We start from the raw sequence: 13,362 nt of genomic DNA on the forward strand, positions 1-13,362 counted from the left end.
AATTACCGAATTCACCATATAACGGCCTTTACCCTTTAGCCTCACGTAATAAATGAACAAAAAAACCATTGAGATCATCAATGTGATGTCTCTGCGCGGACCCAACCTATGGACGTATCGTCCCGTTATCGAGGCGTGGGTCGATATCGGCGATCTCGAAGATTCTCCCTCCAACACCATCCCCGGGTTCTATGAACGCCTGACCGCATGGCTGCCCGGCCTGATCGAGCACCGCTGCGGTATCGGCGAGCGCGGCGGTTTCCTGCTGCGCCTGCGTGACGGCACCTGGCCGGCGCACATCATGGAACACGTGATGATCGAATTGCAAAACCTGGCCGGCGTCCAGACCGGGTTCGGCAAGGCGCGGGAAACTTCGAAGCGCGGTGTCTACAAGGTCGCCGTGCGCGCCCGCTACGAAGAGGTCGGCCGTGCCGCCCTGGTCGCCGCCCGCGACCTCGTCATGGCAGCCATCGAGGACAAGCCCTACGATGTCAGCGGTACCGTCAAGAACCTGAGCGAACTGGCGGAGTCGGTCGCGCTCGGCCCCAGCACCGCCAGCATCGTCGATACCGCCGGCGAACGCCGTATTCCCGCCTTGCGCCTGAACGACGGTAACCTGGTGCAACTTGGCTACGGTCATCGCTCCCGCCGCATCTGGACTGCCGAAACCGACCAGACCAGCGCCATCGCGGAAAGCATTTCCAGCGACAAGGATCTCACCAAGAGCCTGCTGTCGTCCTGCGGCGTGCCGATTCCTGAAGGTCGTATGGTCAGCAGCCCGGACGACGCCTGGGACGCTGCCGAAGACATCGGCATTCCGGTCGTCGTTAAACCCTCCGACGGCAATCACGGCCGCGGTGTTTCGACCGACCTCAATACCCGCGAAGACGTGATCGCGGCGTTCCATCTGGCCGACAAGGAAGGCAGCGGCGTTATCGTCGAGCGCTTCATTCGCGGCGACGAGCATCGCCTGCTCATCGTCGGTGGCAAGCTGGTCGCCGCCGCCAAAGGCGAAATCGCCACCGTCACCGGCGACGGCGTATCCAACGTGACCGAGCTCATCAATTCCCAACTCAACACTGACCCGCGTCGCGGCGAAAGCGAAGAGTTTCCGCTCAACGTCATTACCTACGAGGAAGAGCCGACCGTGCTGCTGGTGCTGGAGCGCCAGGGCCTCGGGCCCGATTCCGTGCCGGAAGCCGGCAAGACCGTGCTGATCCAGCGCCATGGCAACGTCGCCTTCGACATCACCGACGAAGTGCACCCCCAGGTGGCCGCTGCCGCTTCGCTGGCCGCCCGCATCGTCGGCCTCGATATTGCCGGTGTCGACCTGGTAGCACAGGATATCTCCCGTCCGCTCGAAGAGCAGGGCGGCGCCATCGTCGAAGTCAATGCCGGTCCCGGCCTGCTAATGCACCTGAAACCCGCGAGCGGCAAGCCGCGCCCGGTCGGTCAGGCGATCGTCGAGCACCTGTTTCCGGAGCAGGTGAACGGCCGCGTTCCGCTGGTGGGCGTCACCGGCAGCCGTGGCAAAACCATGGTCACGCGCCTCATCGGGCGCATGCTGCAACTGCACGGCCCGAATGCGGCGGTGGCCTGCAGCGATGGTCTGTTCCTCGGTCAGCGCCGGATGGACAAGAACGATTGCGCCAACTGGCAGGCCGCGCATCGGGTGCTGATGAACCGTGCGGTTGAAGCCGCGGTGATTGAACACGGCTTCCGCTCGATCCTCACCGAAGGCATTGCCTACGACCGCTGTCAGGTCGGTGTCGTTACCAACATCGATGACGACGCCAGCCTGCCCGATCTGTATATCGATGACGCCGACCAGGTGTTCAATGTTGCGCGTACCCAGGTCGATATCGTGCTGCCGGACGGCATCGCGGTACTCAACGGCGCCGACGAGCGTGTCGCGCGCATGGCCGAGCTGTGCGACGGCGACGTGATTTTCTTCAGCGCCTCACCGGACAACGATGTGGTCGCACAGCATCGTGCACAAGGCGGCCGTGCCGTTTATCTGCGCAATGGCCAGGTGATTCTCGCCAACGGCGCGCATGAGACCTCACTGGTAAAGATGTCCGCGATCGGCATTTCCAATCTGGACAAGCGCGCCTATGTCGCCGAAAACGTGCTGGCAGCGGTAGCGGCCGGGTGGGCGCTGGGTATCGCATCGGATGTGATTCTCGCCGCAGCGGAAACCTTTGATTACGGTGCTTGAGCAACATGCCATGTGCCGTCGCCTTCCCGGCACTGCCGGTAAGGGTATGAAGCCCCTCGGGGCCAACCATGATCATGCAAAAATCAGCCAGGCCGGATGCGCGCAATCAGCGAGCTCCGGCTGGCAACCAAGGAAATACTGATGGAAATTTCGCGTATCCGCGCACTGCGCGGGCCCAACCTGTGGAGTCGGCATACTTCGATCGAAGCAATCGTATCGTGCGAAGAGATCGAACGCGACATCGCCAACCTGCCGAAGTTTGAGCCACAGCTGCGTGCACGCTTCCCTGAAATCAAGTTTCTCGAACCGGCCAGCCCGCTACATCCGTGTTCGCTCGCGCATGCGCTTGAAGCCGCCGCGCTCGGCCTGCAGGCACAGGCCGGATGTCCGGTTACCTTCAGCCGTGCGGTGCAGACTGTGGAGCCCGGCATCTACCAGGTGATCTTTGAATACACGGAAGAAGCCGTCGGCCGCCTCGCGCTCGAACTGGCGGAAGCGCTGTGCCGTAGCGCACTGGACGATACTCCGTTCGATCTCGAAGGCGCGCTGGCGCGCCTGCGTGAACTGGACGAAGACATCCGCCTCGGCCCGAGCACCGGCGCCATCGTGCAGGCTGCGGTTGCACGCGGCATCCCTTATCGTCGCCTGACCGAAGGCAGCATGGTCCAGTTTGGCTGGGGAAGCCACCAGCGTCGCATCCAGGCCGCCGAGACCAGTCGCACCAGCGCGATTGCGGAGTCGATTGCACAGGACAAGGAATTGACCAAGATGCTGCTCAATGCCGCCGGCGTACCGGTGCCGCATGGCCGCTCGGTAACCGACGCCGAAGACGCGTGGAAAGCCGCCTGCGAAATCGACGGCCCGGTCGTGCTCAAGCCGCGCGACGGCAACCAGGGTAAAGGCGTCGCCGTCAACATCCGCACCCGCGAAGAAGTGATCGCCGCATTCAACGTGGCGTATGGCATCAGCACCGACGTCATCGTCGAGCGTTACATCACCGGCCACGATTACCGTTTGCTGGTGGTCGGCGACCAGCTGGTCGCGGCGGCCCGTCGCGCACCGCCGCAGGTGATCGGCGACGGCAAGCACACCATCGGCCAGCTGATCGATGAAGTGAACAAGGATCCGCGCCGTGGCGACGGTCATGCGACTTCGCTGACCAAGATCCGCCTCGACGATATCGCCCGCGCGACGTTGACCAAGCAGGGTTATACCACCGAAAGCGTGCCGCCCAAGGGCACGCTGGTGGTGTTGCGCAATAACGCCAACCTCAGCACCGGCGGTACTGCTACCGACGTGACCGAGGACGTGCATCCCGACATGGCGGCGCGCGCGGTCGAAGCGGCGCAAATGGTCGGTCTTGATATCTGCGGCGTTGACGTCGTGTGCGAAAGCGTGCTCAAGCCGCTCGAAGAGCAGGGCGGCGGCATTGTCGAAGTCAATGCGGCGCCCGGACTGCGCATGCACCTGCAGCCCTCGTTCGGCAAAGGTCGCCCGGTCGGCGAAGCCATCATCTCCACGATGTTCAGGGAAGGCGATGACGGCCGCATTCCGGTGGTGGCCGTCGCCGGGACCAACGGCAAGACCACGACGGTCAAGCTGACCGCGCACATCCTCACCACCAACCGCTATCGCGTCGGCGTGACCGGCACCGATGGCGTCTATATCAGCGGCCAGCGCATCGACACCGGCGACTGCAGCGGACCGCGCAGTGCGCGCAACGTGCTGATGCATCCCGATGTCGATGCCGCGGTGTTTGAAACAGCCCGCGGCGGCGTGCTGCGCGAAGGCCTCGGCTTCGACCGCTGCAATGTCGCGGTCGTCACCAATATCGGCGAAGGCGACCACCTCGGTCTCAACTTCATTACGACTGTCGAAGACCTCGCCGTCGTCAAGCGCGTCATCGTGCAAAACGTCGCCCCCACCGGCACTGCGGTGTTGAACGCGGCCGATCCGATGGTGGCCAACATGGCAGCGGTATGCCCGGGATCGATCACCTTCTTCGCCAAGGATGTGCATCATCCGGTGATGACCGCGCATCGGGCGCAGGGGCGCCGTGTCCTGTTCGTCGAAAATAATGCGATCGTTGCCGCCGAAGGCAAACGCGTCCACAAGATTGCACTGAGCGACATTCCGCTAACCGCCAATGGCACCATCGGCTTTCAGGTCGAGAACGCGATGGCGGCGATCGGTGCGGCATGGGGACTTGGCATCGACTGGAAAGTCATCGAGGCCGGCCTCAAGTCCTTTGTCAGTGATGCGCAGAGTGCGCCCGGACGCTTCAATCTGTTTTCCTACAAAGGGGCAACGCTGATCGCTGACTATGGCCATAACCCGGATGCGATCCAGGCGCTGGTCAATGCCATCGATACCATGCCGGCCAAGAAGCGCTCGGTCGTCATCAGTGGCGCCGGCGACCGGCGTGACATCGATATCCGTCGCCAGACGGAAATTCTGGGCGACGCCTTCGACAGCGTGGTGCTGTACGAAGACCAGTGCCAGCGCGGACGGGAAGATGGCGAGGTGATCAAGCTGCTGCGTGACGGACTGGTCAACGCCAAGCGTGCCAAGGAAGTGCGGGAAATCCGCGGCGAATTCGTTGCCATCGACACCGCACTGGAAAGCCTGTCGGAAGGCGATCTCTGCCTGATCCTGATTGACCAGGTGGACGAAGCGCTTGCCTATATCGGAAAACGCGCTACTGCCTGAGTAGTCACGTAAGTTGGCTTTGTAAGAAGCTTCAGCGCCGTTGCGATGTCCGCACAGCACGGATATCGCAACGGCGCTTATCTTTAGAGAGCTTTCGTCCAGGGTTCTTTTCCCCTCAGGGCGCCGGCTGCAGCCGGATCAGCTGGCCATTGTCATGATCGGTCAGCACATACAGCAAACCATCCGGCCCTTCGCGCACATCGCGGATGCGCTGCTTCACATCCTGCAACAGCTTTTCTTCCTTCACCACCTTGTCGCCCTGCAGCACCAGCCGCGCGAGGTACTGGAACTTGAGCGCACCGACGAAAAGGTTGCCCTGCCATTCCTTGCCATAGCGGTCGCTGCGCAGGAAAGCCATACCGGATGGGGCGATAGAGGGATTCCAGTAATACACCGGTTGCTCCATGCCTTCCTTCTCGGTCAAACCTTCACCGATCTTGCCGCCACCGTAGTCGAGCCCCCAACTGATGACGGGCCAGCCATAATTCTTGCCGGCTTCGGGACGGTTGACTTCATCCCCGCCTTGCGCGGCATGTTCATGGATCCAGAGCCGGCCATCCGGGCCGAGTGCCGCGCCTTGTGAATTGCGATGACCGTAACTCCATATCTCGGGCAATGCCCCTGCCTTGCCGACAAAGGGATTCGTTTTCGGCACTGAACCATCCTTGTTGATGCGCACTACCTTGCCGTGATGGTTGTCCAGTGTTTGCGCATCGTCCTTGCGCTTGTAGCGGTCGCCCAGCGTCAGGAAAAGCGTGCCGTCCTTCGCTTCGACGATACGGCAGCCGAAATGCGCATCGCTTCGCGTTTTCGGCTTCTGGCTGAACACCACCTTTACCTGCTCCAGTTTTTTTCCGTCATCGGACAGGCGTGCCGATGCGAGTGCGGTCGAGTTGCCACCGCCGGATTTGGCCGGCTCCGCATAGCAGAAATAGATGATGCGATTTTGCGAAAAACCGCTGTCGGTCTGCACATCGAGCAAGCCGCCCTGACCGCCGACATCGACCTCGGGAAGGCCCGCTATGGGCGGACCGGCCTTGCCATTGGACTCGATCAGGCGCATTCGGCCCGGGCGTTCGGTGACCAGCATGCGTCCCTGGCCAATGAACGCCAGTCCCCAGGGATGTTCAAGCTTGTCGGTCAGTACTTCAGCCTTGACACCGGCAGCGTGTGCACCGGTAAGGCAAGACAACAGGAATGCGCCGGCCAACAACCATGGCCGGGCATTACGTCGGTTCGGCATGATGAAACTCCCCTTGTACAGTCGGCTCGGTCGGTGCAGTCAATGCGGCGTACCGATGCGATATGCGGAGCAAGGCGAAAGAGGTCAAGGCCATGTACCCGCACATCGACATTATCTGGATTTCTTATCCTGGGATTTTTCCGCATTTTTTCGATCCACCCCCGGCGTGGCATCGTCCATTTTTGGATCGACTTGCTTCGGCGGCGTCACTACCGCCTCTGGATCCGTCTTGGGCGGCACTACCACCATACCGGAATTCGACGGCGCCTTCATTGATTTGTCCGGTGATGTGCTCATGCCCGGATCAGCCGGTGTCGGGATTGAGGGATTAGTCCGCCCCGTGCCGGTCTGGGCGAAGGATGCCGCCGATGCCAGGGCGGCGACCACTGCAACAAGCATGGTTTTCATCGATGACATCTCCTTGAGCGTGGATGGTGGGCGGATTGTCCGGTGGCCGTAGTGACCATGTTGACTCTGCCTGCCCCGATTACCACCAGATTAAGCTTGCTTTCCGGATTGCTCCTGCGTTGCATTGAGCGGCGCAGCGGCGGCGGTTTCGTCAGTGACGCCTTCGCGCGGTTCGCCCTGCGCAGTCATTTCCTGTTGCAGGGCGAGCATTTCGCGGCCGAGTTCTTCGCGCTTGTCGCCATCAATCATCCTCAGCACTGCGGGAAAAAGCTTTTCCTCTTCTTCCTCGTGATGGTGTTCCGTCTGCTCCTTCAGCACCTTGAATTTGGCCTCGAACTCCTTCTCGCCCGGATCCATTTCCAGCAGGTCCGCCAGCAGGCGTTTCAATGAAAGATGCTCTTCCAGCGCCTCCAGCAGATCATCCTCGGTGCGCGCCGCATTGACCGCCGGATAGAAAATCTCTTCCTCGGACTTGATATGGACTGTCAGCTTATCCGCCGCTTTGGCAAACAGCGATTGCCTGTTTGTATCATCGCTTTCCTTGACCTGCTTGAGCAGTTCTTCCATTTCCCTGTGCTGGGCGGTCAGCATTCTTACTGCATCAGTTTGTCGTTCGATCATGCTCTGGCGCTCCAAAAATGTTTTTTCAACAAGGTTAGAGACCAAGGGCATCAACTGGTTCAGGAGCTGGCCGGAAGGAACGTGACGGTGCGCAAACATGCGCAAACATAATGGCTCAACGCAAAAATCTTGCCCCGCTTAAAATGTGTGCTCTACATTGGCATTGGATAAGGAAACAGCATGACTGAACGCAAACCGCTCGACACCTTCGCGATCATGGTGATGCTGGCGCTCTGCGTGCTCTGGGGTATGCAACAGGTAGCCGTCAAAGTAGCGGCGCCGGATATGGGGCCAGTCATGCAGATTGGTGTGCGTTCGGTGATCGCAGCGTTGATGGTCGCCGCCCTGATGCTGGTGCGCCGCGACAAGCTGTCGTTCAAGGACGGCACGCTGCTTCCAGGCATCGGCGCCGGCGTGCTTTTCGCTACGGAATTCCTTTGCGTTGCGCTGGGCTTGCAGTACACCACCGCATCGCATATGTCAGTCTTTCTCTATACCGCACCGATCTTCACCGTGCTCGGCCTGCACTGGTCGATCGCCGGCGAGCGCCTGGCGCCGATGCAATGGGCCGGTGTGCTGGCGGCGTTTGCCGGAATCGCAGTGGCTTTTTCCAACGGCTTCGTCGCGCAGGGACGTGACTGGTGGCATGTACTGATCGGCGACGCGCTCGGCGTGCTGGGCGGCATATTCTGGGCGGCGACCACGGTGCTGATCCGTCGTTCGGCCTTATCCGAGGCGCCGGCGGCTACTACGCTGTTGTATCAGCTGGGCAGCTGCGGCGTCATCCTCGTCGTGATTGGGTTGGCAGTCGGACAGGGCACCGGCATTACGCTGACCGGCACGGTGCTCGGCAGCCTGTTTTTCCAGGCAGTGATCGTGGCCTTCCTCAGCTACCTGGTGTGGTTCTGGATGTTGCGAAAATATCTGGCGTCACGCCTGTCGGTCTTTGCCTTCCTCACGCCCTTGTTCGGCGTTGGTTTCGGCATGTTGTTTTTACATGATCCTATCGACCTGCGCTTTGCTGTCGGCGCGGTGCTGGTGATGCTGGGTGTCGTGATGGTCAACATGCGATAGTGTTAAGTGCAAGTTGGCCCTGTGGCTACATGCATCGCCGTGGTTGAAAATTCCTATGGCACTTTTGCTGCGATGTGGAACCTAAGTTGACTGGCGCGATGTGCGCCTTGCCTGATAGGAGCTTTGCCATGTTCTTCCGTTTGGGACGACTGTTCCGCACCGTCGGTCGTGAAATCATTGTCCTATGGTACGCCTGCCGCAACCCGGCAACGCCCTTGCCTCTGAAGATTGGAGCCCTGTTGCTGGGCTTGTACGTGATCAGTCCGATAGACATGGTGCCCGACTGGCTTGCCTTTCTTGGCTGGGCCGATGATGTGACCTTGCTTGCACTCGGCATTCCCGCGTTGCTGCGCCTGGTCCCGGTCCATGCATTGCAACAGGCGCATGTCGCCGCCGATCGCCTGATGTCGCGCGTGTCGCCATTGCGTTCCAGAGGCCGGCAGCAATAACGGCAATTCGTCACGCAATATTGAAGAAATAACTACGCAATAAAAAAACGGCGCGAAGAGCTTTGCAGGCTCTTCGCGCCGTTGTCTTATCCGGCTCCGCCGACATCTGCTTAGGTGCGCTTATTTCGCTTATGCGGTCTTATGCCCCGACCGGCGTGTAAGCGTTCATGTTGTCTTCCAGCCAGCGACGCGACAGGTCACTTTCCTGCTGCGACGGATGAAAGTCGGGGCGCAGGTATTCGCGCCACGGACGATAGCTCTGGCGGACCAGTCCGCGCTTGCCAAACAGGTAGCTTGCCGCGCTCTTCCAGGTGCGCCATTTCCATAGCGTGCCGTCATGCCGCAGGTTGTTGATCGTCTGCCGCAATGTATCTCCGAGGAAGATCAATGTCACGCGGCGGAACCAGGTGATCCGCCATTCATGCGTGCCGCCCAGCGCCTGGTAAAGATCGAACGCCGTGCTCTTGTGCTCGGACTCTTCCGCGCTGTGCCAGAGCCACATGGTCTTTAGGCGTGCTTCGCTGCCATCGAGCCAGTCATGATTCTGCAGCATCCATTCGGCGAAGATCGCGGTGAAGTGCTCATTGGCGGCGGTGATCGCCAGCCAGTGACGCGCATCGGCGCCTTCGAGCAGCTTTAGCCGCTTTTGCGCACGTGGCGCCCAGTCATTGACCAGTCCCTGCTTATCCAGGTGGGCATTGAACAGCGCATGGACCCGGCGGTGCGTGGCTTCCTGACCGACAAAGCCTTGCACCTCCGCCTTGAAGCGTTGCTGCTGTTCGGGTGGCAGCGCCTTGAAGCCGTTGCGAACAGAATCAATAAAAAACTGTTCGCCCACCGGGAAGCTCATCGACAAAGCATTGAACAATGCCGAGCGAAAGGCATCGCCGCCGCACCAGTGGCGGTCAAAAGGCGTCTCCAGATCAATCAATAGCCGACGCACAACAAGATCGGTCATCTGCAATGCTCCATCGAAAAATTATGCGGGTTGGTACCCTTAAGTACCGGTAGCATATGGTGGTGCCGGCTATTGGTACTGTCAAGTACCAGCTTTAGAAAAGAAAGTCTAAAAAACGAAAAGATGACGCAAATTCCGAAAACACCTGATCCGGCTGTTGCTCACCGTCACCGCCTGCTGGAAGGCATGGCGCAAGCTGTTGCGGCCAAGGGCTACGCCGAGACCACCATTTCCGATATCGTGCGCGAAGCGTCCGTTTCGCGCCGCACTTTTTACGAATATTTCAACACCAAAGCCGATTGCCTGATCGCCCTGTACACCGCAGCCAGTCACAACGCGCTTGACGTACTGCGCAATGCTATCGATCCTGCTCGTCCATGGCAGGCACAAGTGGAAACGGCAATCCATGCCTATCTTGGCTGTCTCGCACAAAACCCGGTACTGATGCGTACGCTATTTATCGAGATCCTCGGACTCGGTGCCGAAGGACTTGCCGCCCGACGCAGGGTCAACAATGAAATCGCGAGTTTCATGCTCAAGGTCATCAACGCCGAGCAGGTTGGCAAGCCGGGTGACACGGCACTAACGGCCGACATGGCCATGACCGTAGTTGGCGGTATCAATGAACTGGTGTTGCAGGCCATAGAACAGGATAGTGCCGCCGACGTTGCCAAGCTGGCCGAACCGGCGATCCGCCTGGTCAAGGCGGTCACCCGGGATGTCGTCTGAGGACGCTTGCCCGCCGGCGACCCCATCACCCGGTCGCGGCCTGATGGCAGTCGCGGCATTTGCTGTTCACTTCTTAGTCAGCCCGAGCGTCTTTTTCATCGCCGCAGTCAAGGTCTGGCGTGTCGTCAGAAAATCCTGCCAAGGATCCTGCTTCAGTGTATCGAGGCGTTCCGGCAGCGTTGCGACGGTCCATGCCGTCGCCTTGTCAATGTGGTCCAGTTCTTCCCAGGCGATCGGCACCGACACCGGTAGACCAGGACGCGCACGTACCGAGTAGGGCGCAACGGTGCTGGCATGACGACGGTTGCGCTGGAAATCGACAAAGACTTTTTTCACCCGGTTTTTTTCGCCCATGGTGGCGCTGAACAACTTCGGCAGCGTACGCGCGAGATGCTTGGCAATCGCTTGCGAGAAGTCGGTGACCTCGTCCCATGTATGGCGACGCGCAAGCGGCACCACGATGTGCAGGCCTTTGCCGCCACTGGTTTTCAAAAAGCTTTTCAGGCCGAGCTCATCGAGCATGACCTTCGTCAGTTGCGCAGCTTCCTTCACGGTCGTCCATGGCAATGAGGGATCCGGATCGAGATCGAAGACCATATTGTCAGGCCGGTCAATCTTGTCCGCTGTCGCACTGCAGATGTGCAGTTCCATCATGCCCATCTGGCTTGCTCCGGCGAGCGCATGCGCATCGTCGATAGCCATCAACGGGTCATGCTCGGGATCCAGGGAAGGGTCGAGCAGGCGTATCCCGGGAATGGACAGTTTTGTCGCATGCTTTTGAAAGAACTGTTCTCCGCGTATGCCCTCGGGACAGCGCAACAGATACACCGGCCGATTGTTCAGGTAAGGCAACAACATAGGCGCGACCCGCGCGTAATGGGTTGCAACATCGAATTTGGTGAGGCCGGTGCTTGGGTCAACAACCCGGTCAGCGTGGGTGATGCGGATACCGGCGACCTCATCCTTGCCTGCCTGTTGCGTGGGGGCAGGGTTGGCCTGACGACGCTTTACTGCTTTCTCCGGCGTTCCGGCCATGATGGTTGCCGGACCATTGGAAACCGGTACAGACTGCTCACGTCGAATCTCCTTCGCAGGCTTGTCTTCACGCAGCCCATGAAAAACTGCTTGCCGCACAATGCCGTCGGTGGTCCATTCGGCAAAGGAGATTTCGGCGACCAGCTGCGGTTTGACCCAATGCGTTTCCGCGCGACGGACGCCGGCCGGCATGCGTTCGAACGGACGTTTATCAATTTCCAGCCTGCTCAGGCGCTGGTGGAGCGCAAGCAAGGTCTTGTGGTCGAAGCCGGTACCAACGCGGCCGGTATAGCGCAATTTTCCGTCTTCATACACGCCGAGCAACAGGGCGCCCAGGAACTTGCGGCTGCCTTGCGGTTCCGTATAGCCGGCGATGACGAATTCCTGACGGTGCTGACACTTGAGTTTGATCCAGGTGTTGCTGCGCTTGCCGACGTAAGGCGAATCGGCAAGCTTACCGATGATGCCTTCCATCGACATGCCGCACGCGCTGGTGAGCAGCTGCTGTGGCGGCTCCGACATCGGCGCACTGTATCGGATCGCGCTGTTGTCAGCGTCAGTCAGCAATTTACTAAGTCGTGCGCGGCGGTCGCTGAGTGCGGCCCCGCGCAAGTCGTAGCCGTTCAGGTAAGGAACATCAAACAGGAAATAGAGAATCCTGGACGGACTTTTTTCATCGAAGGCATTTTGCAGCAGCTGGAACGAGGGAACGCCATGTTCATCGAGGACGACAATTTCACCATCTAGCCATGCAGTCTTCAGCCTAAGGCCCTTGATGGCTTCCACCTGCTTTGGCAGGCGAGCGGTCCAGTCCTTGCCGTCACGCGTGAACAACCTGACTTCGCCGTTGTCGACGCGTGTCAGCAGGCGGTAACCGTCAAATTTGACTTCAAAGAGCCATTCCCCAGCCGATGGTACTTCATCGACCAGCGTGGCAAGTTGCGGCAACATGGTTTCCGGCAATGGCGCTTTGACCGAGCCTGGCATTTTTCCCTGGGCCGGGGTTTTAGATACGGTACGCGATGCCCTGGTATTCAAGTGGGCATCGTTGGTCTTCACTGGTGCCTGGGCTTTTTTCGCGACGCTGGATTGAAAGGCAGGCGCGCCCTGCAGCACGCTGTCAGGCAGCGCTTCGGTGATGTCGTAGTCCTTGATGGAGCGTGCGGTCTCATCCTTTTCCTTGATGAGCAGCCACTGTTCCTTGCCGCCGCTGCCAGCGAGGCGGGTGCGCACCAGGGTCCAGCCGCCATGCAGTTTTTCTCCGTCGAGCCGGAACTTGATCTTGCCTGCCCGGTAAGCAGCCGCCGGGTCTTCCTGCGGTTCCCAATAGCCAATGTCCCAGACATCGACATGGCCGGCGCCATACTGGTGTTCAGGTATGTCACCCTCGAAATCGATGTAATCGAGAGGATGGTCTTCGACATGCACCGCGAGGCGCTTTTCCGCCGGGTCGAGGCTGGGCCCCTTTGGCACTGCCCAGCTTTTCAGCGTGCCGTCGATTTCAAGCCGAAAGTCATAGTGCAGGCGGCGCGCATCATGTTTTTGCACGACGAAGCGCAAGCGCTCCGATAGTGCAACAACCATTCCTTTCGGTTCCGGCGTGATGCCGAAGTTGCGCTTGGCGTGATAGGTCGACAGCTTGTCGGGCATGGCAATCCTCCTTGCTCCTTACTTTGATGCGGCGTGCAGGCGGTACGTCAATGCACCGACTTCGAGGGTCTGCCGCGACTTGCCGTTTTGCGTGCGGCGGGCGGCCTGTTCGAAGCTGATTGCACCTTTCCACATGACACGTGCCATGACCAGTCCTTTCAGGGAAGCTGATTGGTTGAAATGTTAATTGTTCGACATGGGTTGCTTCACCGAGTTCTCGAGGCTGCTTCGACTTCCGGTATTCGTTTTTTGCGAACAAAAGATCATT

At 59.7% G+C, this 13,362-nt stretch carries 11 protein-coding genes; 5 read left to right on the forward strand and 6 right to left on the reverse strand.

All coding sequences use genetic code 11. The features are described 5' to 3' along the window. Window positions 1-52 precede the first annotated feature (52 nt). Window positions 53-2,218: a cyanophycin synthetase gene (locus tag ASE07_RS01625; RefSeq protein ID WP_057289028.1), complete on the forward strand. Its 2,166-nt coding sequence runs from the start codon at window positions 53-55 to the stop codon at window positions 2,216-2,218. Window positions 2,219-2,359: 141 nt separating this feature from the next. Beyond that, window positions 2,360-4,927, forward strand: coding sequence for a cyanophycin synthetase (gene cphA, locus ASE07_RS01630; protein ID WP_057289081.1), 2,568 nt, complete (start codon window positions 2,360-2,362; stop codon window positions 4,925-4,927). 115 nt (window positions 4,928-5,042) lie between these two features. Here the strand turns inward: cphA and ASE07_RS01635 are convergent, their stop codons facing one another. The 3 genes from ASE07_RS01635 to ASE07_RS01645 form a co-directional block, all read right to left on the reverse strand. Beyond that, window positions 5,043-6,170, reverse strand: a complete 1,128-nt coding sequence (locus ASE07_RS01635) for a PQQ-dependent sugar dehydrogenase (protein WP_057289029.1) — start codon at window positions 6,168-6,170, stop codon at window positions 5,043-5,045. Between the two features lie 111 nt (window positions 6,171-6,281). Further along, window positions 6,282-6,578, reverse strand: coding sequence for a hypothetical protein (locus ASE07_RS01640; RefSeq protein WP_057289030.1), 297 nt, complete (start codon window positions 6,576-6,578; stop codon window positions 6,282-6,284). Window positions 6,579-6,668: 90 nt separating this feature from the next. Continuing rightward, window positions 6,669-7,199 (reverse strand): hemerythrin domain-containing protein, encoded by a 531-nt coding sequence (locus ASE07_RS01645; protein ID WP_057289082.1) that lies wholly within the window; start codon window positions 7,197-7,199, stop codon window positions 6,669-6,671. 180 nt (window positions 7,200-7,379) lie between these two features. Here ASE07_RS01645 and ASE07_RS01650 point away from each other — a divergent pair, with 180 nt between their 5' ends. Together ASE07_RS01650 and ASE07_RS01655 are read left to right on the forward strand one after the other, a co-directional pair. Further along, the gene (locus tag ASE07_RS01650) at window positions 7,380-8,273 is read left to right on the forward strand and encodes a DMT family transporter (protein ID WP_057289031.1); all 894 of its coding nucleotides are present in this window, start codon (window positions 7,380-7,382) and stop codon (window positions 8,271-8,273) included. Window positions 8,274-8,401: 128 nt separating this feature from the next. After that, window positions 8,402-8,722 (forward strand): YkvA family protein, encoded by a 321-nt coding sequence (locus ASE07_RS01655; RefSeq protein ID WP_057289032.1) that lies wholly within the window; start codon window positions 8,402-8,404, stop codon window positions 8,720-8,722. A gap of 139 nt (window positions 8,723-8,861) precedes the next feature. On the opposite strand, the gene ASE07_RS01660 is transcribed toward ASE07_RS01655, so the two are convergent. Next, window positions 8,862-9,680, reverse strand: coding sequence for a metal-dependent hydrolase (locus tag ASE07_RS01660; RefSeq protein ID WP_057289033.1), 819 nt, complete (start codon window positions 9,678-9,680; stop codon window positions 8,862-8,864). Window positions 9,681-9,803: 123 nt separating this feature from the next. Here ASE07_RS01660 and ASE07_RS01665 point away from each other — a divergent pair, with 123 nt between their 5' ends. Further along, the gene (locus ASE07_RS01665; protein ID WP_057289034.1) at window positions 9,804-10,409 is read left to right on the forward strand and encodes a TetR/AcrR family transcriptional regulator; all 606 of its coding nucleotides are present in this window, start codon (window positions 9,804-9,806) and stop codon (window positions 10,407-10,409) included. A gap of 66 nt (window positions 10,410-10,475) precedes the next feature. On the opposite strand, the gene ligD is transcribed toward ASE07_RS01665, so the two are convergent. After that, a complete protein-coding gene (gene ligD, locus ASE07_RS01670; RefSeq protein ID WP_057289035.1) occupies window positions 10,476-13,094 on the reverse strand; it encodes a DNA ligase D in 2,619 nt (872 codons plus the stop codon). A gap of 18 nt (window positions 13,095-13,112) precedes the next feature. After that, a complete protein-coding gene (locus ASE07_RS30340) occupies window positions 13,113-13,241 on the reverse strand; it encodes a hypothetical protein (protein WP_268793399.1) in 129 nt (42 codons plus the stop codon). Window positions 13,242-13,362: the final 121 nt, after the last annotated feature.

It is taken from the genome of Noviherbaspirillum sp. Root189, from assembly GCF_001428545.1.
Classification (GTDB): domain Bacteria; phylum Pseudomonadota; class Gammaproteobacteria; order Burkholderiales; family Burkholderiaceae_D; genus Noviherbaspirillum.

Excerpts from the sequence above, each read along its gene's own strand:
- ASE07_RS01625 (WP_057289028.1), top strand. The coding sequence starts at position 53 with ATGAACAAAAAAACCATTGAGATCATCAATGTGATGTCTCTGCGCGGA.
- cphA (WP_057289081.1), top strand. The coding sequence starts at position 2,360 with ATGGAAATTTCGCGTATCCGCGCACTGCGCGGGCCCAACCTGTGGAGT.
- ASE07_RS01635 (WP_057289029.1), bottom strand. The coding sequence starts at position 6,170 with ATGCCGAACCGACGTAATGCCCGGCCATGGTTGTTGGCCGGCGCATTC.
- ASE07_RS01640 (WP_057289030.1), bottom strand. The coding sequence starts at position 6,578 with ATGAAAACCATGCTTGTTGCAGTGGTCGCCGCCCTGGCATCGGCGGCA.
- ASE07_RS01645 (WP_057289082.1), bottom strand. The coding sequence starts at position 7,199 with ATGATCGAACGACAAACTGATGCAGTAAGAATGCTGACCGCCCAGCAC.
- ASE07_RS01650 (WP_057289031.1), top strand. The coding sequence starts at position 7,380 with ATGACTGAACGCAAACCGCTCGACACCTTCGCGATCATGGTGATGCTG.
- ASE07_RS01655 (WP_057289032.1), top strand. The coding sequence starts at position 8,402 with ATGTTCTTCCGTTTGGGACGACTGTTCCGCACCGTCGGTCGTGAAATC.
- ASE07_RS01660 (WP_057289033.1), bottom strand. The coding sequence starts at position 9,680 with ATGACCGATCTTGTTGTGCGTCGGCTATTGATTGATCTGGAGACGCCT.
- ASE07_RS01665 (WP_057289034.1), top strand. The coding sequence starts at position 9,804 with ATGACGCAAATTCCGAAAACACCTGATCCGGCTGTTGCTCACCGTCAC.
- ligD (WP_057289035.1), bottom strand. The coding sequence starts at position 13,094 with ATGCCCGACAAGCTGTCGACCTATCACGCCAAGCGCAACTTCGGCATC.
- ASE07_RS30340 (WP_268793399.1), bottom strand. The coding sequence starts at position 13,241 with ATGGCACGTGTCATGTGGAAAGGTGCAATCAGCTTCGAACAGGCCGCC.